This is a genomic window from Curtobacterium sp. NPDC098951 (assembly GCF_044759965.1).
GTDB lineage: Bacteria > Actinomycetota > Actinomycetes > Actinomycetales > Microbacteriaceae > Curtobacterium.
This window is the reverse complement of sequence record NZ_JBIWAG010000001.1, coordinates 183186-204530: the sequence shown is the minus strand read 5'-3', so window position 1 is coordinate 204530 and position 21345 is coordinate 183186. Positions and strand designations below refer to the sequence as shown.

16 protein-coding genes are annotated in these 21345 nt (G+C 71.9%); 3 read left to right on the top strand and 13 right to left on the bottom strand.

Features of this window, described 5'->3' with window-relative positions; all coding sequences use genetic code 11:
* Window positions 1-69: 69 nt before the first annotated feature.
* Complete coding sequence (gene rpsT / locus ACIQUC_RS00940; RefSeq protein WP_022905736.1) at window positions 70-330, top strand: 30S ribosomal protein S20; 261 nt, start codon at window positions 70-72, stop codon at window positions 328-330.
* A 404-nt stretch (window positions 331-734) separates the two neighbouring features.
* Here rpsT and holA read toward each other — a convergent pair whose 3' ends face one another.
* The 13 genes from holA to ACIQUC_RS00875 all read right to left on the bottom strand — a co-directional run bounded on the left by holA (window position 735) and on the right by ACIQUC_RS00875 (window position 18163).
* On the bottom strand, window positions 735-1754 hold the full coding sequence (holA, locus tag ACIQUC_RS00935; protein ID WP_022905737.1) for a DNA polymerase III subunit delta: 1020 nt from the start codon (window positions 1752-1754) through the stop codon (window positions 735-737).
* A gap of 9 nt (window positions 1755-1763) precedes the next feature.
* The gene (locus ACIQUC_RS00930) at window positions 1764-4298 is read right to left on the bottom strand and encodes a ComEC/Rec2 family competence protein (RefSeq protein WP_402262211.1); all 2535 of its coding nucleotides are present in this window, start codon (window positions 4296-4298) and stop codon (window positions 1764-1766) included.
* 11 nt (window positions 4299-4309) lie between these two features.
* The gene (locus tag ACIQUC_RS00925; RefSeq protein ID WP_402262208.1) at window positions 4310-5077 is read right to left on the bottom strand and encodes a helix-hairpin-helix domain-containing protein; all 768 of its coding nucleotides are present in this window, start codon (window positions 5075-5077) and stop codon (window positions 4310-4312) included.
* A 220-nt stretch (window positions 5078-5297) separates the two neighbouring features.
* Entirely contained in the window at window positions 5298-7838 is a 2541-nt protein-coding gene (gene leuS, locus ACIQUC_RS00920; protein WP_402262205.1) for a leucine--tRNA ligase, read from the bottom strand.
* A 125-nt stretch (window positions 7839-7963) separates the two neighbouring features.
* The gene (cydC, locus tag ACIQUC_RS00915; protein ID WP_402262202.1) at window positions 7964-9712 is read right to left on the bottom strand and encodes a thiol reductant ABC exporter subunit CydC; all 1749 of its coding nucleotides are present in this window, start codon (window positions 9710-9712) and stop codon (window positions 7964-7966) included.
* A complete protein-coding gene (gene cydD, locus ACIQUC_RS00910) occupies window positions 9709-11358 on the bottom strand; it encodes a thiol reductant ABC exporter subunit CydD (RefSeq protein ID WP_402262199.1) in 1650 nt (549 codons plus the stop codon). Before cydD ends, cydC begins: the two co-directional genes overlap by 4 nt.
* Window positions 11359-11367: 9 nt before the next feature.
* Complete coding sequence (gene cydB / locus ACIQUC_RS00905) at window positions 11368-12372, bottom strand: cytochrome d ubiquinol oxidase subunit II (protein ID WP_402262197.1); 1005 nt, start codon at window positions 12370-12372, stop codon at window positions 11368-11370.
* Window positions 12372-13784, bottom strand: a complete 1413-nt coding sequence (locus ACIQUC_RS00900; protein WP_402262194.1) for a cytochrome ubiquinol oxidase subunit I — start codon at window positions 13782-13784, stop codon at window positions 12372-12374. The genes cydB and ACIQUC_RS00900 overlap by 1 nt, the downstream gene beginning before the upstream one ends.
* Window positions 13785-14056: 272 nt before the next feature.
* The gene (locus tag ACIQUC_RS00895) at window positions 14057-14992 is read right to left on the bottom strand and encodes an ABC transporter substrate-binding protein (protein WP_022907007.1); all 936 of its coding nucleotides are present in this window, start codon (window positions 14990-14992) and stop codon (window positions 14057-14059) included.
* Window positions 14989-15729 (bottom strand): ABC transporter permease, encoded by a 741-nt coding sequence (locus ACIQUC_RS00890; protein ID WP_022907006.1) that lies wholly within the window; start codon window positions 15727-15729, stop codon window positions 14989-14991. Before ACIQUC_RS00890 ends, ACIQUC_RS00895 begins: the two co-directional genes overlap by 4 nt.
* Complete coding sequence (locus ACIQUC_RS00885; protein ID WP_402262190.1) at window positions 15726-16448, bottom strand: ABC transporter permease; 723 nt, start codon at window positions 16446-16448, stop codon at window positions 15726-15728. The genes ACIQUC_RS00890 and ACIQUC_RS00885 overlap by 4 nt, the downstream gene beginning before the upstream one ends.
* A complete protein-coding gene (locus ACIQUC_RS00880) occupies window positions 16445-17314 on the bottom strand; it encodes an ABC transporter ATP-binding protein (RefSeq protein WP_022907004.1) in 870 nt (289 codons plus the stop codon). Before ACIQUC_RS00880 ends, ACIQUC_RS00885 begins: the two co-directional genes overlap by 4 nt.
* A gap of 201 nt (window positions 17315-17515) precedes the next feature.
* Entirely contained in the window at window positions 17516-18163 is a 648-nt protein-coding gene (locus ACIQUC_RS00875) for a TetR family transcriptional regulator (RefSeq protein ID WP_402262186.1), read from the bottom strand.
* Window positions 18164-18309: 146 nt separating this feature from the next.
* Here ACIQUC_RS00875 and ACIQUC_RS00870 point away from each other — a divergent pair, with 146 nt between their 5' ends.
* Together ACIQUC_RS00870 and ACIQUC_RS00865 are read left to right on the top strand one after the other, a co-directional pair.
* Window positions 18310-19374, top strand: a complete 1065-nt coding sequence (locus tag ACIQUC_RS00870) for an App1 family protein (protein ID WP_402262183.1) — start codon at window positions 18310-18312, stop codon at window positions 19372-19374.
* Between the two features lie 55 nt (window positions 19375-19429).
* Window positions 19430-21319, top strand: coding sequence for a glycoside hydrolase family 15 protein (locus ACIQUC_RS00865; protein ID WP_402262180.1), 1890 nt, complete (start codon window positions 19430-19432; stop codon window positions 21317-21319).
* Window positions 21320-21345: the final 26 nt, after the last annotated feature.

Here is a 21345-nt window from a genome sequence, read left to right as displayed (position 1 = left end):
CGATGCGACCAAGGGCCCCTCTACCCAGCGGTCGCGACCACCCGTAGAGACGAACAAGGAGCAACACGCATGGCGAACATCAAGTCGCAGATCAAGCGCATCAAGACCAACCTCAAGGCCCAGGAGCGCAACAAGGCCTACCGTTCCGAGCTCAAGACGGTCATCCGTCACACCAACGAGGCCGTCGTCGCCGGCGACAAGGACAAGGCCGTCGCGGCCCTGACCCTCGCCTCGAAGAAGCTCGACAAGGCCGTGAGCAAGGGCGTCATCCACAAGAACCAGGCCGCGAACCGCAAGTCGGCCATCGCGAAGAAGGTCGCGTCGCTCTGACGCACGGACCCTGTGGTCCGAAGGCCCCGCACCGTTCGGTGCGGGGCCTTCGTCGTTCGCGCGGTGCGGGTTCGCCACGCGGAGGGCGGGGTGTGCCGGCGCGGGCGGGGTGTGCCGGCGCGGGCGGTGGTGTGCCGGCGCCGGCGGCGGGTCGGCGATCCGGCGCGGGCGGTGAGTGGGCAGTGTTCGTCCCGCTCGGCGTGCGCGCGCAGCAGGTACCGCCCGATGGGCGGAACTGAGCGGCGGGTCGTGCCCGGTCGCCGTGCCGGTCCGAGCGGTCCGGATCGCCGGCTCGGGTCCCGCAGGTCGGCCGCGGACCGTCGGCTCCAGCGGAGCAACTCCGGCGGAGCAGCTCCGGCGGGTGGGCTGTCGCCCGTCGGTGATTCCTGGAGGCGCGGCTCGGCTCAGCGCGCCTCGCCGCGCCGGGCGATGGTCCGGACCATGACCTCGAGCGCGTAGTGGGCGTCGCGCGACCCGCCCTTCACCGCGGTGTCGGCCTCGGCGATGCTGATGATCGCGTTCGCGAGACCGGACTCGCTCCACCCGGCGACGTCACGCTGGGCGCGCTGCACCTGCCACGGCGCCATGCCGAGCGCCGACGCCGCCTGCCCGCTCGGGCCGCGGAAGGCGCTGACCTTCGCCATCGTGCGGATCTTCGAGGCGAACGCCGCGACGATCGGCACCGGGGCCTCGCCCGTCGACAGCGCGTGCCGGAGCTCGACGATGGCCGGTGCCGAACGCCCCGCGAGCGCGATGTCGGCGACCTTGAACGCGTTGGTCTCGACGCGACCGCCGTAGTACTTGTCGACGACCTTGTCCGTGATCTCCGCCGCCTCGTCGGCGAGGAGCTGCCGGCACGCCGCGGCGAGCTCGGCCAGATCGTCGGCGAAGGCCGCGACGAGGGTGCGCACCGCCGACGGGGCGATCTTGCGCCGGGCAGCCCGGAACTCGGCGGTGACGAAGTCGATCCGGTCCGTCTCGCGCTTGAGTTCGTCGCACAGCACCTCGATGCCGCCGCCCACACCGCTGCGGATCGTGTCGAGGAGCTTCTTCCCGCGCACGCCACCGCCGTGTCGCAGGACCAGGGTGACGTCGTCCGCCGGCGCACCGAGGTACGAGATGGTCTCGGTGATGAACGCGTCGGTGCACTTCTCGACGTTGGTGACCCGGACCAGACGCGGTTCCCCGAACAGGGACGGGCTCGCGAGGGTCGCCAAGAGCCCCGGCGCGTACTGGTCGGCTTCGAGGTCGTGGACCTCGAGCGCGGGGTCTTCACCCACGAGCAGGTCGCGGAGCACGCCGCTCGCACGCTCGGCGAGGAATGACTCGGGCCCGGTGACGAGCACGACCGGCGCCGGGCGGATCCCCGACCAAGGCACCTGGTCGATCTTCGCTGCGGCGCGTGCGGGCTTCTTGGCGGGCATGTCTCGATCCTACGGGCGACGGCCGACGCCGAGCGCTCCGCCCGGACGCCCCTCGCCGACACCGGACGCCGCGCAGACGCCGGACACCGACCTGACACCGGACACCGCCCCCGCACCGGACACCGCGCCGGCGGCCTGCCACCGACGTCGGGAGTCCCGCCCCGGTGCGAGCGCAGGGACCGACGGATCGCGCTGCGGGGACCCGGGAGCACCCCGCGGGGACCCGGGAGCCGAGCGCTCGGTCCACACCCGGAGCCCGCCCGAACCGTCCCGCCCGACCACGATCGTCCCGAGCAGATCGGTCCGGTACGCCCGGGTCCCGGCGGCGTCGAGCATCTCGAGCGCCGACCGGGTCGGGTGCCCGTACGTGTTGTCAGCACCGACCCCGATGAGCCCGACCGCTGCCGCCGTCTCGCGGTACAGGAGCGGGTCCTGGTCGGCGGATCCGTGGTGTGAGACCTTGACGACGTCGATCGGGACCCGGTCGGCAGCGTCCTCAGCGTCGAGGACACCCCGGAGCCGCCGCTGCGCCGTCTCCCCCAGGTCGCCGAGGAACAACCCGCTCACGCACGACGGGCAGTCGGGTCCGGGCTCCGTGCGGAGGACGAGGCTTGCAGCGTTGCCGCTCTCCCCCGCTCCCGCACGCGGCCACAGCAGCCGCCACCGCAGGGGCCCGAGCGTGCCCGCAGTGGTGTCGTCAGCCGTCCGGACGTCGATGCCCGCGTCCACGAGCGACCGGCGGACCCGCTCGTCCTCGGGGCGGCCGGTGGGCCCGACCAGCGCCGTCCTCACACGGTCCGTCACCGATGCCACCGCGCCGACGTGGTCGCGGTCGAAGTGCGTCAGGACGAGCAGGTCCACCCGGTCGACACCGAGGAGGTCCAGGCAGGCGCCGAGCCGTTCCGGGTCGTCCCCGACGTCCACCATCGCGACGCCGGTCCCGCCGCGGATGACCACGGCGTCACCCTGCCCGACATCGCACGCCGCGATCGCCCAGTCGCCCGGCAGCCCCGCGCGGACGACGATCCGCGGCACGGCGACCGACACGAGTCCGATCGCCGTGACGGCACCCGCGGCGACGAGCAACCGGAACCGGACCGCGCCCGGTGTCAGGATCGCGACGGCGATGCAGGCGCTCACGACGGCTGCGGCGGCCACGCCGGTCACACCCGCGGGCCACGGCGCCGCCGCGACGGGGAGCGCAGCGGCGCCGTGCGCGATCCCGGCGATCGCCGTGGCCGGCGCCCAGGCGATGGCGGCGAGCACCGACGCACCCCACGGCCACAGCGGCGCGAGCACGCAGGCGCCGATCGAGACCACGGTGACGATCGGCGCGAGCGGCTCGGTGAGCAGGTTGGCCGGCACCGCGTAGGTCGGGAACGCAGCCGACAGCGGGATCGTCACGGGCCAGCAAGCGACCTGGGCCGCGACCGGGATCGCGAGTGCCGCCGCCAACGGCGTCCGGAGGCGCGTGGCGAGGACCGCGGTCAGCGGTGGACCGAGCACGACGATCCCGCTCGTCGCGAGCACCGACAGGGCGAACGCGAAGGAGCGGGCGTACCAGGGATCGGCGACGAGCATGCCGACCACGGCCAGGGCGATCAGCGGCACACCCCGGACCGGGCGACCGGCGAGGTGGACCACGAGGACGACCACCGCCATCACCGTCGCGCGCACGATCGACGGATCCGGCCGGACGAGGACGACGAACGCCCCCAGGAGCGCGATCGCCGCCGCGGCGCGAGCGACGCGGGAGAGTCCGACGAACCGGCCGAGCACGACCACGAGGCCCACGATCACCGCGCAGTTCGACCCGGACACGGCGGTCAGGTGGGTGAGCGCCGAGGTCTCCATCGCCGCCTCGGTTCCGGGGTCGAGTCCGCTCCGGTCGCCGATCGCCAGGCCCCGCAGCAACGACGCCCCGGGTTCCGGCAGCGCCCGGGTGACCGCCACGAACGCCTGCCGTGCCCGATCGGTCGCGGCGAGCAGCCCCGTCGGCGGCGTGGTCCGGACGGCTCCGCGCAGGAAGGCGACGTACGCCGTGGCGTTCCCCGGTTCGTCCGGCTCGAGCACGGCCGCCCCGCGCAGCCGGGAGCCGGCGGCGATCGGTCCGTCGGCGCCGGTCCCAGCCGGGACCACCCGGACCGGGACGTGCAGTCCCTCGGTGTCGCCCGCGTCGACGAGGGTCCCGACGACCGAGCGGTCCCCCGGCGCGAGGTCGCGGGTGAGCACGACCTCCACCGTGACCGTCCCCGCACCGTCCAGCGCGACGGGACTCCGGCGGGCGTCGCCGACCACCACCGCGACCGCCACCACGGTGCAGAACGCCGCCGCGACGACGACGATCCCGATGAGGCCGAGGGCACGCTGTGGACGCCGGAGGAAGAGCCAGGCGATGCCGCCGCACACCGCCACCGCACCGATCAGCACGACCCATCCGGCACGCTCGGGCGACCCGACCAGCAGCGCAGCACCGACCCACGCGGCCGCCGCGGGCAGGGCCACGCGCAGGTCGCGGACGCCGGGCGTCGTCTCGACGGCCACCGGGAGGCCGATCAGACCCGCACGCGGTCGCGGAGCTCCGCGAACCGAGCGTCACCGATGCCGCTGACGTCGAGCAGGTCCTCCACCGCGGCGAAGCGTCCGTGCTCGTCACGCCAAGCGAGGATCCGACCCGCGAGCGACGGGCCGATCCCCGGGAGCGTCTCGAGCGTGGTCTGGTCCGCCGAGTTGAGGTCGACGACGGTGCCGCTGGACGCACCAGTGGCCCCAGGCCCGACGTCGGCGCCCGCGCCCGCGCCCGGCGGACCGTCGACGGGCTCCGGGATCGCGGTCTCCCCCATCGCCGGAACGTACAACCGCTCCCCGTCGGCCAGCACGCGCGCGAGGTTCACCCGGCTCAGGTCGGCATCGTCACGCGCACCGCCCGCCCGGTCGACCGCGTCGGACACCCGGCTGCCGGCGGCCAGGCTGACGAGGCCCGGCCGCGCGACCGCTCCGAGGACGTGCACCACCACCCGGTCGGCCACGGCCGAGGCGGACGGCGACGACCCTCCGACGCCCGGGGCCCCAGGACCGCTCGTCGCCGCGGTGGACGACTGGACGGACGGCGCTCCGGTGACCGTCAGCGCACCACCACCGTCGTCCGGCGAAGACGAGCCCGACCGGGCTCCGAGCAGCACCACGACCAGGGCGATGACGACCACCACGGCAGCCAGGAGCACCGCGGCACGGGGCGACACCGCCAGCGCGGCGAACCGCGACGAGGACGAAGACAAGGACGAGGGCGACGAGGACCCGGACCGACCATCACCAGACGACATGCCGGCACGCTACGGACGCACCACGCCCGACCGGGGGCCCGCCCGGAGACCGGTGGACCACCGGACGGTCCGCTCGCCTGTGGAGGAACGACCGGAACGACCACACCGACCGGAACGACTGAACGGGCCGGAACGACCAGACGGACCGGACCGACCAGCACGACCAGCCTGACCGGACCGCCCGGACCGACCGGACCGCGCGGACCGACCCGCCGGAGCGCTAGCCCTTGATGGCGATGTTCACGAGCTTCGGCGCCCGCACGATCACCTTCACGATCTCGCGCTCACCGATGTACCGCTGCACGTTCGCCGACGCCCGCGCCATGGCCTCCAGCTCCGCGGGCTCGATCGACTTCGACACCTCGAACGAGTCCCGCACCTTGCCATTGACCTGCACGACCGCCGTCAGCGACTCCTGCACGAGCAGCGTCGGGTCAGCCTTCCGCCACCCGTACGTGGCGACGGTCGGCTCGTAGCCCAGCTTCTCCCACATCTCCTCGCCGACGTACGGCGCGAAGACCGCGAGCCCGAGCGTGATGGTCTCGACGGCCTCGCGCACGGCGGGGTCGGCCGCGCCGGGCCCGTTGTCGATCGCCTTGCGGGTGACGTTCACCAGGTCCATCAGCCGCGCGATCACGACGTTGAACTTGAACGACTCCATCATCCCCGGCGCATCGGCCAGGAAGCGGTGCGTGACCTGCCGCAGCGCACGGTCGCCGTCCGCCCACACGACGTCGGGCGACGAGGTGACGTCGAGCGCCAGTCGGTAGGCACGGGCAAGGAAGCGTGCCGAGGCGGACGGCGAGACGTCCTCCCAGTTGATGTCGTCCTCCGGCGGACCGGCGAAGCCCATCACCAGGCGGATGGCGTCGACCCCGTTCGCGTCGAGCTCGTCGCCGAGCGAGACGCCGCCCTTCGACTTCGACATCTTCGAGCCGCCGGACAGCACCATGCCCTGGTTGAGCAGCGCCGAGAACGGCTCGGTGAAGTCGAGGTAGCCGAGGTCGAACAGGACCTTCGTGACGAAGCGCGCGTAGAGCAGGTGCAGGATCGCGTGCTCGATGCCGCCGATGTACTGGTCGACGGGGGCCCACTTGCGCGCGACCGCGGGGTCGAACGCCTGCGTGTCGTCGTTCGCCGCGAGGAAGCGCAGGAAGTACCACGACGAGTCCACGAAGGTGTCCATCGTGTCGGTGTCGCGGAGCGCGGGGGTGCCGTCCACGGGGTTCGGGACGTTCACCCAGTCGGTCGCGCCACCGAGGGGCGAGGTGCCCTTCGGCTTGAGGTCGAGGCCGTCGGTCTCGGGCAGCCGCACCGGCAGCTGGTCCATCGGCACCGGGTGCTCGGTGCCGTCGGCGCCGTGGATGATCGGGATCGGGGTGCCCCAGAACCGCTGCCGCGAGATGAGCCAGTCGCGCAGTCGGTAGGTCTTCGCGGCGCGTCCGGTGCCCCGCTCCTCGAGCAGGGAGATCGCCGCGCTGATGGCGTGCTGCTTCGACATGCCGTCGAGCGGGCCGGAGTTGATCATCCGACCGGTGCCGGTCAGCGCCTCGCCGGTGGACACCGGGTCGAGTGCCGGGAGCTCGGTGTCGGGCGTGATCACCGGGATCGCCCCCGTCACGGCGGCGTTCGTGTCCACCACGACGCGGACGGGCAGGTCGAACGCCCGGGCGAAGTCGAGGTCGCGCTGGTCGTGCGCCGGCACGGCCATGACGGCGCCGTGGCCGTAGTCGGCGAGGACGTAGTCGGCGGCCCAGATCGGCAGGCGCTCCCCCGTCAGCGGGTGGATCGCGAAGCGGCCGAGCGGCACGCCGGTCTTCGGGCGGTCGGCGTTCTGCCGGTCGATCTCGGAGGTCTTCTGGGTGGCGGTCAGGTAATCGGCGAACGCAGAACGCACCGAGTCGTCAGCAGGTTCGACGAGCGAAGCGGCCAGGTCCGAGTCCGGCGCCACGACCAGGAACGTCACCCCGTGGATGGTGTCCGGACGCGTGGTGAACACCGTGACGGGCTCGTCACGCCCCTCGATCACGAAGTCGACGTCCGCGCCGACCGAGCGGCCGATCCAGTTGCGCTGCTGGGCGATGACCTTCGCCGGCCACCGACCCTCGAGCTGGTTGAGGTCGTCGAGCAGCCGGTCGGCGTACTCGGTGATCTTGAAGTACCACTGCGTCAGCTTCTTCTTGACGACGACGGCACCGGAACGGTCCGAGGTGCCGTCCGGCAGCACCTGCTCGTTGGCGAGGACGGTCTGGTCCACCGGGTCCCAGTTGACCCAGCTGTCCTTGCGGTAGGCCAGGCCCTTCTCGTACATCTTGAGGAACAGCCACTGGTTCCACTTGTAGTACTCGGGGTCCGAGGTGTGGATCTCGGTCGTCCAGTCGAACGAGGGCGCGTACCGCTTGAACGAGGCCTTCTGCTGCTCGATGTTCGCGTAGGTCCAGTCCTTCGGGTCGACCCCGCGCTTGATCGCCGCGTTCTCGGCCGGCAGCCCGAACGAGTCCCAGCCGATCGGGTGCAGCACGTTGAAGCCCTGCTGCCGCCAGTACCGCGCCACGAAGTCGCCGAGCGCCCAGTTCTCGGCGTGCCCCATGTGCAGGTCGCCGGACGGGTACGGGAACATCTCGAGGATGTACTTCCGGGGACGCGTGTCGTCGAGGTCGGTCGTGAAGAGCCCGAGCTCCTCCCAGCGCGGCTGCCACTTCTCCTGCAGACGACGGAAGTCGTAGGCGTTCGGGTCCTCGGGGTACGGCTCGGTGGTCACGGAACTCTCATTCAGTCTGGAGGCACGGATCACGTCCGTCGGACGCGCTCCGGTGGTCAAGGATATAAGGCCGGGAGGAACGGATCACCGCACCGGCGTCGGCCCGCCCCCGGCGGGTGGTCGGCTCACGCCGCCACGAGCCGCCCGTCGCGCATCCGCAGGGTCCGGTCGACGAGGTCCGCCGCGACCGGCACGTGCGACACGATGACGACCGTCCTGCCGTCCTGCCGCGCGGCCCCGACCAGGTCGCGGAGCAGGGCGTCACCGAGGTCGGGGTCGATGTCGGCCGTCGGCTCGTCGAGCACGAGCACCGGGAACGCGTGCAGGAGCGCCCGGGCGAGCGCGAGCCGGTGCGCCTGCCCACCGGAGACCAGTGCCCCGCGCTCACCCACGCCCGCGTCGAGGCCGCCGCGCCCGTGGACCCAGGCGGCGAGACCGACCCGGTCGAGGACGGCGAGCAGCTCGTCGTCGGTCGCGGTGTCGCGGGCGAAGAGCAGGTTCTGCCGGACCGACTGGTCGAACACGAACGGGTCCTGCTCGATCAGGCCGACGCGCGCCCGGACGGCGTCGGGGTGCATGTCCCGCGCCTCGACACCGTCGAGCGTGTAGGAGCCCTCGTGGTCGACGAACCGGACGAGGGCGTCCACGAGCGTCGACTTGCCGGCGCCGCTCGGGCCATCGAGGACGACGACCTCGCCGGGGTGCAGGTCGAGCGACACCCGGTCGACGGCGGCGGCCGCGGCGCCGGGCCAGCGCACCGAGACGTCACGGAGGGCGACGGCGACCGGACCGTCGACCACGAGCGAGGCGGGGTCGGCGTCGGCGTCCGGCTCGGGGACGATGCCGGCCGGCACCTCAGCCGGGACGACCCGCTCGACCCGGTCGGCCGCGGCGCGGACCCGGCGGGACGTCAGGACCGCGAGCGGCACGCCGCCGACGACCTCGAACAGCGCGAGCGGCACGAACACGGCGAGGGCCCAGAGCGGCCCGTCGAGCGCGCCGGTGACCACCGCGGGCGCGCCGACGGCCAGGATCCCGACGACCGCGCCGCCCCCGACGAGACCGACGAGCGCACCGACCAGGGACTCGACCGTCCCCCGACGCCGCACCGCCCGGGTCACCCGGGCGTCGAGCCCGGCGATGTGCTCGAGCCGCTCGTCGAGCGTGCCGTACGCGGCGAAGACGTCGAGCGTCCGCACGGTGTCGAGCACGAGGTCGGCGACGTGGCCGCGGTCCGCGGCCGTCTGCTCGTCGGAGCGCCTGGCGACCGACAGGGTGACGACCGAGCCGAGCAGCGCGGCCACGGCGAGGGCGACGAGCAGCACGACCGCCGCCGGCACCGACACGACGGCGACGGCAACGACCGAGAGCAGCGCCGCCACCCCGGCGGACACGAGCGGACCGACGACCCGGATCGGCAGGTCCTGCAGCCGGTCGGTGTCCGTGACGAGCCGGGTGAGGAGGTCACCGCGGCCGGTGGCGCCGAGTCCCGCCGGCGCGACCGAGGACAGCCGGCGGTACATCTCGGTGCGGACGACGGCGAGCTGCCGGAACGACGCGTCGTGTCCGGCGAGTCGGTCCACGTAGCGCAGGGCCGCCCGGCCGAGCGCGAACGCACGCACGCCCACCATGACGAGCGTCAGGTACAGGATCGGCGGGTGCTCCGCCGCCCGGGTGATGAGGTAGCCGCTCGCCGCGAGCAGCGCGACGGCGCAGACCGCGCTGAGCGCGCCGGCGGCGACCGCCTTCGCCCACCCGGCGCCGCGCGGCATCGCGAGCCGCAGGACCGAGCCGTCCCGCGCGGCCCCGCCGCCACGCCGTCGGCGCGTCGGACGGGGGCCGACGTCGTGGGTCTGCCGTGCCTCCTGGCTCATGCTCGCACCCCGTCCACGGGGGTGACCGTGACCGCACCACCGGAGCGCACGTCGACGCGCACGTCCGCAGCCGCGACGACCGCGGGTCGGTGGCTCGCGACGACGACGACCGCGCCGTCGTCGGCGAGACGTCGCAGCGTGCGGACGACGTGCGCCTCGGCGTCGGCGTCGAGCGCGGACGTCGGCTCGTCGAGCAGCACGAGTCGCGTGTCCGCGCGCCGGACGCGGTACAGCGCCCGCGCGACGGCCACACGCTGCGCCTGCCCGCCGGACAGGCCGCTGCCGCCGGAGCCGACCGGGAGGGACGGGTCGAGTCCCAGCCCCGCCTCGCGCAGGGCGGTGCGCACCGCCTCGTCGTCGGGGGTCGCGCTGAGCGCGACGTTCTCGGCGACGGTGCCGCGGATGAGTCGGGGACGCTGGTCGGCCCAGGCGGTCCGCTCGGTGACCGTGCTGCCCCCTCGACCCGGCACGGTCACGGTGCCGTCGTGGGGCAGCGCGCCACGGATCGCCGCGATGAGACTGGACTTGCCGGAGCCGCTCGGACCGGCCAGCACGACGAGCGTCCCCGGCCCGGCCCGCAGGTCGAGCGGCCCGATCACGACGTCGGGACGACGGACGGTGAGCCCCTCGAGCACGAGGTCACCGGCCGCGGGGAGGCCGCCGGGCCGTGCCGCGGGTGCCGTGGTGTCGTCGAGGACGTCGAGGACTGCCGACGAGGCCTCGACCCCGTCCTGCGCCGCGTGGAAGTCCGCACCCACCTGGCGGATCGGGGCGAAGGCCTCCGGTGCGAGCACGAGCACGAACATCGCGGCGCCCAGCCCGAGCGAACCGTCGACGAGCCGGATGCCGATCGACACCGCGACGAGCGCGACGGCCAGGCTCGCGGCGAGTTCGAGTGCGAACCCGCTCACGAACGAGAGCCGGAGGACACCGATCGTGCCACGGCGGTACTCGTCGGTGACGACACCGATCCGGCCGACCTGGCGCCGCGCGCGGCCGAACACCTTGAGGGTGGCCAGTCCCTCGACCGCCTCGGTGAAGGCACCGCCGAGCGTCGCCAACGCGTCGGACTGCTTCCGCTGCAGCGCCTGGGTGGCGAGGCCGATGAGGATCATGAACACCGGGATCACCGGCAGGGCGCAGAGCACGACGAGACCGCTGGTCAGGTCGCCGAGGCCGATCGCCACGAGGAGCACCGGTGTGGCGATCGCCGTGAGGGCCAGCTGCGGCAGGTACCGGCCGAAGTACGCGTCGAGCGCGTCGAGGCCGGGGCCGAGCGTGGTCGCGAACGCCGAACTGGAACGCTCGGCGAGCCACGACGGCCCGCGTTCCGCCGCGCGGGCGAGGACCGTCGCCCGCAGCTCGCTCTTCACCGTCGCCGCGGCGCGGGCGGCGAGGTCGTCGGTCGCCCAGGCGGCCACCGCGCGGACGACGAACGCCGCGCCGAGGAGCGCGAGCGCCGGGACGAAGGCGCCCGGGACGCTGCCGTCACGGACCGCGTCGACGCCGAGGGTCACCGCCGCCGCGATCCCCCACGCGATCGCGATCGTCGCGAGCGTGCGGAGGACCCCGGTGCCGGCGGCGGCGACGATGAAGCCGCGGGCCGTCCGCGACAGCCGCAGCAGGCGCGGGTCGAGCGGCTTCACCGTCGCCGCCTAGTGCGCGGCCTGGGTCACGTGGGCCCGGGTCACGCGCTTGCGGAAGATCCAGTACGTCCACGCCTGGTAGGCGAGCACGAGCGGCACGAAGATCAGCGCCACCCAGCTCATCACCGTCAGCGTGTACGAGCCGCTCGAGGCGTTGTACACGTTCAGGCTGTTCGCCGGGTCGTTCGTCGCGGGCATGACGTCCGGGAAGATCGCGGTGAACATCGCCAGCACGATCGCGGCGATCGTCAGCGCCATCAGGGCGAACGCGCGCCCCTCCTTGCCCCAGGCCGTGCAGAGCACCGCCAGCACGAGGGCGAGCGCGGCGACGACCGACAGGACGATCGAGGTCGGGGTGGACCGCACGAACGCCATCCACACCAGGAACGCTGCGCCCACCACGATCGTGAGCACGCCGGCGCGGGTCGCGAGGCGCTTCGCCCGCTCCCGCATCTCGCCCTCGGTCTTCAGCGCGACGAACACGACACCGTGCGTGAAGAACACGAGCAGCGTCGCGAGACCGGTGAACAGCGCGAACGGGTTGAGCAGGTCGAACAGCGTGCCGGTGTAGTTGTGGCCGGCGTCCATCGGGATGCCGCGGACCACGTTGCCGAACGCGACGCCCCAGAGGAACGACGGCACCGCGCTGCCGACGATGATCATCAGGTCGAACCGGCGCTTCCACTCCAGGTGCTTGTTCTGGTGCCGGTACTCGAACGAGACGCCGCGGGCGATGAGCGCCGCGAGGATGAGCAGCAGCGCCAGGTAGAACCCGGAGAACATCGTCGCGTACCACTCCGGGAAGGCCGCGAACAGGCAGGCGCCCGCGACGATCACCCAGGTCTCGTTGAGGTCCCAGACCGGCCCGATCGTGTTGATCAGGACCCGACGGTCGGTGTCGTCCTTGCCGAGGAACGGCAGGGACATGCCGACCCCGAAGTCGAAGCCGTCGAGGACGAAGTAGCCGACGAAGAAGAGGCCGACGATCGCGAACCAGAGAACGGGGAGATCCATCAGTAGACCGTCACTTCGTGCTTGACCTCGCCGGTGGCCTCGTCGACCTCGGCCGGTGCGCCGGGGCCCTCCTGCGCCACCTTCTTGATGAGCCGGAACTCGACCACCGCCAGCGAGCCGTAGATGAGCGTGAACACGATGAGCGAGATGAAGACCTCGACCCCGGTGACGTTCGGCGAGACGCCGTCGCTCGTCTTGAGCAACCCGAACACGAGCCACGGCTGGCGGCCCATCTCGGTGAAGATCCAGCCGACGATCATGGCCGCCATCGGCAGCGGGACGGTCCAGGTGGCGATGCGCCAGACCCACCGCTGCGTCGGGAAGCGGCCCTTGCGGGTCAGCCAGAGCCCGACGAGCGAGACCAGCACCGCACCGACGCCGAGGGCGATCATCCAGCGGAACGACCAGTAGGTGACCCAGATGATCGGCTTGTAGTCGCCCGGGCCGTAGACCTGGGAGTACTGGGCCTGCAGGTCGTTGATGCCCTCGACCGTGCCGTTGAAGGTGTGCGTCGACAGGAACGACAGCAGGTACGGCACGCGGATCGAGAACAGCTCGTGCACGCCGTCGGGGGTGCCGAGCGTGAAGATCGAGAACGACGCGTCCTTGCCGGTGGCGGTGTTGTAGAGCGCCTCGGCCGCGGCCATCTTCATCGGCTGCGTGTCGACCATGGTGAGGCCGAGCTGGTCGCCGGTGAGGACCGTGAGGGCCCCGGCCGCGAGCATCGTCCACATGCCGAACTTCAGCGCCGGCATCATCGTCTCGAGGTTCTGGTTCCGCGCGAGGTGGTACGCGGCGACGGAGATGATCACCGCGGCAGCGACCATGAAGCAGGCGAAGAGCGTGTGCGGGAAGGCGGCCAGCGCGACCTTGTTGCCGAGCACGGCCCAGATGTCCGTGAGTTCCGCGCGGCCCTTGGCCTCGTTCATCGCGAAGCCCACCGGGTGCTGCATGAACGCGTTCGCGGCGATGATGAAGTACGCGGACATCATGGTGCCGACGCTCACGCACCAGATGCTCGCGAGGTGCAGCCCCTTCGGCAGGCGGTCCCACCCGAAGATCCAGATGCCGATGAACGCCGCCTCGAAGAAGAAGGCGAGGATGCCCTCGAGCGCGAGCGGGGCGCCGAACACGTCACCGACGAAGCGGGAGTAGTTCGACCAGTTCATGCCGAACTGGAACTCCTGCACGATCCCCGTCACGACGCCCATCGCGAAGTTGATGAGGAAGATGCGCCCGAAGAACCGGGTCAGCTGGAGGTAGTGGGCGCGCCCCGTGCGGTACCAGGCCGTCTGGAACACGGCCACGACGACGGCCATGCCGATCGTCAACGGGACGAAGAGGAAGTGGTAGATCGTCGTCAGACCGAACTGCCACCGCGACAGGAGGAGCGGGTCGAGGATGTCGTTCATGCGGCGTTTCCGAGCCGGTTCGCCGCGCGCTGTTGGTGCACGTCAGTTGCTTCCTGTGGAGGGGAACTTCTGGTGTCACTGGCCGTTGGGACACCACCACGTTACCTCCCGGACACATGGTTCGACAAGTTGTAGAAGCACGCCCTGCACGAACGTGCAGAAGAGTTGCACGGCACAACCGTGCGGAACACCGGTGCATGCGCCGTGTGCACCAACGACGACAGGTGCCGGGCAGATTGCCCGACACCTGTCGTTTTGTGGTGCTGTGCGTGCTACAGCAGGTCGTTGTCCTGCAGGAACGCCTTGGCGACGGAGGCCGCCGACTTCTGGTCGACCGAGTTCTGACGGTTGAGCTCGATGAGCGCGTCGGTCGTGAGGAGCTTGTTCACCTTCTCGATGGCGTCAGCCGCCTTCGAGTCGAGGTCCTTCGACACGATCGGGGTGACGTTGTTCGCCGGGACGAGGTGCTTCGGGTCCTCGAGGGTGACGAGCTTCTCGGTCTTGATCGAGGCGCTGGCGGAGTAGATGTCCGCGACCTGCGAGTCACCGTCCTGGATCGCCTTGATCGTCAGCGGGCCGCCCGAGTCGTTCTGCTGGTTGACCTCGCCGGTGATGCCGTACTTCTCCTTGAGGCCCTTCGGACCGTAGGCGGCCGTCGCGAACTCCGGGTTGGCGGCGATCGAGATCGTGCCGCCGATCTTCGAGAGGTCGGCGATGGACTTCAGGTCGTACTTGTCCGCCGTCGCCTGGGTCACCGTGTAGGTGTCGGCGTCGGAGGCGTCGGCCGACGGCAGCGCCTTGACGTCCGACGGCAGCGCCGACTTCAGCGCGGAGTTGATGCCGTCCGTCGTCGTCTCGGTCGTGGTGTCCTTGCCGTCCTCCTGCAGGAGGTAGTTCAGCAGGTTGCCGTTGTACTCCGGGAAGACGTTGATGCTCCCCTTGGCGATCTCGGGCCAGTACGCCTTGCGCTGACCGATGTTGAGCTTCTTCGTGACGGTGAAGCCCTCGTGCTCGAGCTCCTGCGCGTAGAGCTCGGCGATGATCTCGTTCGACGGGTACGCCTGCGAGCCGACGACGATGGTCTTGGAGTCCCCGCCGCCGGAGCCGGAGGAGAGCGGGTCGCTCGACGAGCAGCCCGCGAGGGCGATGGCTGCCGCGGACGCGACGGCGATCGTCGCGGCGAGACGCCGGGTCGTTGCTGTGATCACGGGTGGGTTCCTTCCACAGGGGTTGATGCTCGTGGTGCTGAGCTTCGGGAGCTCCGACGCGACAGACGCGCCGACCCGGCGGAGACACCCGCGGGGACGGCGAGCCGCTGCAGCGCGGCGAAGACGATCTCGAACGCGATGGCGAGGGCGATGACCAGGAGCGATCCGCCGAGCACCTCCGCGTAGTCGGAGTTGGCGATGCCGGAGAAGGCGTAGCCGCCGAGTCCGCCGGCGTTGATGTAGCCGACGAGGGTCGCGGTGGCGACGACCTGCAGCACCGCCGCACGGATGCCGCCGACGATGAGCGGCAGGGCGAGCGGGATCTCGACCTTGCCGAGGACCTGCCAGCCGGTCATGCCCTGCGCCTTGGCGGCGTCGATCGTCACCCGGTCGATCGCCTCGACGCCCGAGTAGGCGCCGGCGAGCACCGACGGGATGGCGAGGACGACGAGGGAGATGAGCGGGGCGCCGAGCCCGAGGCCGATCGCCAACGCCAGCAGGGTGAGGAGGCCGAGCGTCGGGAGCGCGCGGATGCCACCGGAGACACCGACCGCGATCGAGCGGCCCCTGCCGGTGTGGCCGATGGCGAGACCGAGGGGCACCGCGATCACCACGGCGATCGCGACCGCGAGCAGGGTGATCCAGACGTGCTCCCAGAGCCGGACGCCGACGGCGTTCTGGCCGACGTTGTTCGCCGGGTCGAAGATCCAGGCGATGCCCTGTGCGAAGAGGTTCATGCGGACACCTCGTTCGCCCGGACGTCGTCGGCGGCACGACGGCGGACGGCACGGGCCGACCGGCTGCTCCCCCGCGTCCACGGCATCACGAGCCGGCCGATCCCGACGAGCAGCACGTCGAACACCAGCGCGAGGACGATGGTGAGGACGATGCCGGTGAGGATCTCGGCGCTGATGGCACGCTTGAGCCCGTCGGTGAGCAGGAAGCCGAGGTTCGGCACGCCGATGAGCGCACCGACCGTGACGAGGCTGATCGTCGACACCGACACCACGCGGATGCCGGCCAGCAGCACCGGACCGGCGAGCGGCAGCTCCACCTTGAAGAACCGCTGCGTCGGCGAGTACCCGAGCGCCTCGGACGCCCCGACGACGTCCTGGTCCACCGCGTCGATCGCGTCGGCGGCGGACCGGGCCATCAGGGCCACGCCGAAGATCGTCATCGCGATGACGACGTTCACCGGGTCGAGGGTGCTCGTGCCGATGATCGCCGGCAGGACGAGGAAGAGCGGCAGCGCCGGGATCGTGTAGAGCAGGCTCGCCAGGACGACGATGGTCGACGCGGTGCCGCGCGCGACGCCGCTGCGCTTCCGGAGCCGCGAGACGAGCAGGCCGATCGGGACCGACAGCAGGAAGCTGATGACGATCGGCGGGATCGACAGCCAGACGTGCGCGATCAGGTTGTCACTGATCGTGTCCGTGTTGCCGAGGACCCAGTTCACGCGTCGCCCCGGGTCTCCTGGGGCACTGCCGCGGCCGCGTCGACGACCTGCACCGGACCGGTGAGCACGCCGGCGGCGCGCCCCTCGCCGTCGACCACGATCGGGCCGGTCGGCGTCTGCTCGACACGGAGCGCACGGCGGCCACGGCCGGCGCCGATGAAGTTCGCGACGAAGTCGTCGGCGGGCTCGGCCAGGATCTCGGCAGGGGTGCCGAGCTGGGCGATCTCGCCGCCCTTCTTCAGGATGACGACCTGGTCGCCGAGCTTGAAGGCCTCGTCGATGTCGTGCGTGACGAAGACCACCGTCTTGCCGAGCTCGCGCTGCAGCCGGATGAGCTCGTCCTGCAGGTCGTTGCGGACCAGCGGGTCGACGGCACCGAACGGCTCGTCCATCAGCAGGATGTTCGGGTCGACCGCGAGCCCGCGGGCCACACCGACGCGCTGCTGCTGTCCGCCGGAGAGCTGGGAGGGGTACCGGTTCGCGAACGCGCGGTCGAGGCCCACCGTGTCCATCAGCTCGAGGGCGCGCTGCCGGGCGTCGGCCTTCGAGACACCGGTGAGCAGCGGCACCGTGGCGATGTTGTCGACGACCTTGCGGTGCGGCAGCAACCCGGCGTTCTGCATGACGTAGCCGATGCTCCGACGGAGCTTGACCGGGTCGACGCCCGCGACGTCCTCCCCGTCGATCTCGACGGCACCTGCGCTGGGGTCGACCATGCGGTTGATCATCCGGAGCAGCGTGGTCTTGCCACAGCCGCTCGACCCGACGAAGACCGTCGTGGTCCTCGAGGGGATGACGAGGCTGAAGTCGTCGACCGCGTTGGTGCCGTCCGGGTAGGTCTTGCGCACCGAGCGGAACTCGATCATGGGTGCCCTTCTGTTCGGAGGTAGCCCGACTCCGAGTGAGAGTACCCGTCGGGTGCGACACCCGTTCCCCCGTGACGGCGCGTGTCGCCTCCTGGACAGCGCGAACGGCGTCCGGACGGGGCGACGCCCGCACCCCTGGCCGGGGTGCGGGCGTCGCCGGATCACCGGTCGGGACGCCGCTCGGGCGCGCCGCGCAGCGGGTCAGGAGGCGGCGATCACCGCTTCGAGGTGGGCCCGGCTCATCGTCCGGTACTCCTCGATCAGCGCGGCCTCCGGGTTCGCCGGGTCGCGGTGGGCGCGGGCGAGGACGGCGTGCGACGACTCGGCGAGGACCACCCAGGTGCGGGCGAGGCGCTCGGTCGTCGGCATGCCGAACCGCTCGTGCATGATGTGTGCGACGGCGCCGCCGAGCGCCGCCATCCGGTCCTCGGCGTCGCCGGTGCCCGTGTCCGCCGCGTCGCCGAACCGGATCGCCCGGAAGCCGGGCTCGGTGCGGTACATCTCGGCGGTGACGTCGATGAGCGCGTCGCAGGCCTGCTGCCAGGTCGTGGCACCGCTGGTGTCGAGGGCGGTGATGAACCGCTCCGCGAGTCGCTGGGTGCTCCGGATCGCCAGCGCCTCGACGACGGCGATCCGGTCCGGGAAGTAGCGGTAGACCGTGCCGATGGACGCTCCGGCGCGCTCGGCGACCATGGCGGTGGTCAGGCGCTCGAACCCGATCTCGTCGATCACCCCGGCGGCCGCGTCGAGGAGGCCGGCGAGGCGCGCCGAACTGCGGGCTTGGACCGGCTCGTTCCTGAGCAGTGATGATCCCCCCGGCAGTGCGTTCGATACCTCGGTGACGAGCACGTGTTCTCCTCTTGCGCGGGCAGCGCTTCTCAAGTGGGTGGCTGACGGACCAACTGTCGCAGAGACCGGCTGGAATATCGCTGCGACTCTCCCAGTACACGTGTGAGGTCGTACGTGAGCCAGGTCCGACGTGGAATGATGGCACGATGCCCGACCCGACGCCCCACGAGCCGTCGCTGGCCGAGCCGATCCTCCACCGGGCCGCCCGCATCGAGGACGCCGTCCAGGAGTTCCGCGAGCACCGCGCACGCCGCCGCGGGCTCGTGCCGACGGTGATCCCCTACAACGGCTACGGCGCACCGGGCTGGATCCGCGTCCTCTGCCGCGTCCTGCTCACCCGACGCGGGCTGGCGTCCGACGCCTCGTACTACGGCGTGCGCGGGTGGCGCAGCTTCACGAGCGTCGCGGTCGACGCGGCCGAGGTCACGATCACGGCCGGCGGCACCTCGCACGTCGTGCAGTCGGACCGCGGCGGGGTCGTCGACACCATCGTGCCGATCGACCTCGAACCGGGCTGGCGCACGATCAAGCTGTCCGCCGGCGGCATGCGCGACGTCGAGGCGGACGTCTTCATCGTGCACCCGGACACCCGCTTCGGACTGCTGTCGGACATCGACGACACCGTCATGGTGACCTCGCTCCCCCGCCCGATGCTGGCCGCGTGGAACTCGTTCGTGCTCACGGAGCACGCCCGCAGGCCGGTCCCGGGCATGTCCGTCCTGTACGAACGGGTGCTCGCGCAGCACCCGGGCGCCCCGACGGTCTACCTCTCCACCGGCGCCTGGAACGTCGCGCCGACCCTGCAGCGCTTCCTGAGCCGGAACCTCTACCCCTCCGGCACCCTGCTGCTGACCGACTGGGGCCCCACGCACGACCGGTTCTTCCGGAGCGGGCAGCTCCACAAGCAGCAGAACCTCGAACGGCTCGCCCAGGACTTCCCGGACGTGCAGTGGCTGCTCGTCGGTGACGACGGCCAGCACGACGAGACGCTCTACGGCGACTTCGCCCGGGCGCACCCCGAGAACGTCGCCGGCGTCGCGATCCGCCAGCTCTCCACGAGCGAGGCCGTCCTCGCCGGTGGTCGTTCGCGTGCGCAGGAACGCTCGCGCGAGTCCCAGGCTCCGTGGGTCTACGCACCGGACGGCGCGGGCATGTGGTCCGAGCTCGCCCGCGTCGGCATCACGCGCGCCGATCCGAGCGACCCGGCCTGAGCCATCCCTCAGCAGGAGCCACCGCCAGCGGGGGCGACGGTGGTTGGATCGGCCCATGAGCCCGGCTGACACCCCCACGAACCGCATCGAGGACCACGCCCTGATCGGCGACACCTACACCGCCGCGCTCGTCGGGCGGGACGGCACGATCGACTGGGCGTGCCTGCCCCGGTTCGACAGTCCGTCGACCTTCGCCTCGATCCTCGGCACCGAGGACCACGGGCACTGGACCCTCGCCCCGACCGACCCGGACGCGACCGCGAAGCGCCGGTACGACCCGGACACGCTCGTCCTGTCGACGGTGTGGACGACGGGGACCGGAGTCGTCGAGGTCACCGAGTTCATGCCGATCGGGGCGCACCGGGCGAGCATCGTGCGCCGGGTCCGAGGCCTGCGCGGCGCCGTCGAGGTCCGGCAGGTGCTCCGGATCCGCTTCGACTACGCCCGGGCGCTCCCCTGGGTGCGGCAGATCGGCGGCGACGAGGACCCCGCACTGCTCGCCACCGCCGGCCCCGGCTCCGTGATCGTCCGCGGCGTGCGCTTCCACGCCGACGACCACCGGCACTCCGCCACGAGCACCGTGCACGACGGCGAGGTGCTCGACACCGTCCTCACCTGGTACCCCTCGCACCGGGAACCGCCGGCACCGCTCGACGTCGACGCGGCCCTGCACCGCACGGTGCGCTGGTGGCGGGACTGGATGTCGACCGCACGCACCGACGGCCGGTACGCCGAGGCCACCCGTCGGTCCCTCGTGATCCTCCGCGCGATGACCCACGCCGAGACCGGTGGGGTCGTGGCCGCCGCGACGACGAGCCTGCCGGAGGACCCGGGCGGCGAACGCAACTGGGACTACCGCTACGTCTGGCTGCGCGACGCCTCCCTCGCGCTCGCCTCGCTCATCGCGCACGGCTACCGGGACGAGGCGGCGCACTGGCGCGGCTGGCTCCTCCGCGCCATCGCCGGCGACCCCGCCGACGTGCAGATCATGTACGGCATCGCCGGGGAGCGCGAGCTCCCCGAGCGCGAGCTGTCGAACCTGCCCGGCTACGCGGCCTCGACCCCCGTCCGCGTCGGCAACGGCGCCTACACGCAGTACCAGGGCGACGTCTTCGGCGAGGTCCTCGCCGCACTGCACGACGCCCGCGAGCTCGGCGTCGAGGAGAACGCCGATTCGTGGGCGCTGCAACGCGCGCTCCTCGGCTACGTCGAGGAGCACTGGCAGGAGCCCGACAACGGCATCTGGGAGATGCGCGGCCCGAGGCGGCACTTCACGCACTCGCGGGCGATGATCTGGGCGGCGTTCGACCGCGGGGTCGCCGCGGTCGAGGAGTTCGGCCTCGAGGGTCCCGTCGACCGCTGGCGCACCCTCCGCGGAGCGGTCCGCGCCGAGATCGAGGAGCGCGGCTGGAACGCCGAGCGCGGCAGCTACCGGCAGCACTACGACACCGACGAGGTCGACGCGAGCCTGCTCGTGCTCCCCCAGATCGGCTACCTGAAGGCCGACGACCCGCGCATGACCGGCACGGTCGCCGCGATCGAGCAGGACCTCCGCACCGGCGACGACGGCCTCGTGCTCCGGTACCGCACGTCGTCCGGCTTCGACGGGCTGTCCGGCAGCGAGCACCCGTTCCTCGCGTGTTCGTTCTGGCTCGTCGAGCAGTACGCCGCGTCCGGCCGGGTGGACGACGCCGAGCGGCTCATGGACGTGCTCACCGGGTACGCGAACGACGTCGGCATGCTCTCCGAGGAGATCGACGTCGCCACCGGGCACCACATCGGGAACACCCCGCAGGCGCTCTCGCACCTGACCCTCGTGTCCGCGGCGGACGCGATCGCCCGGGCCCGCGGCACGGCCGCCGGCCACCGCACCCGCCTCGCCGTCCACGACGGCGGCACCCGGTCGTGGACCGGCGAGGGTGAGCGGGCGGGCACACCCGCCTGACGTCGTGGTCGCGACCGCAGACGGAC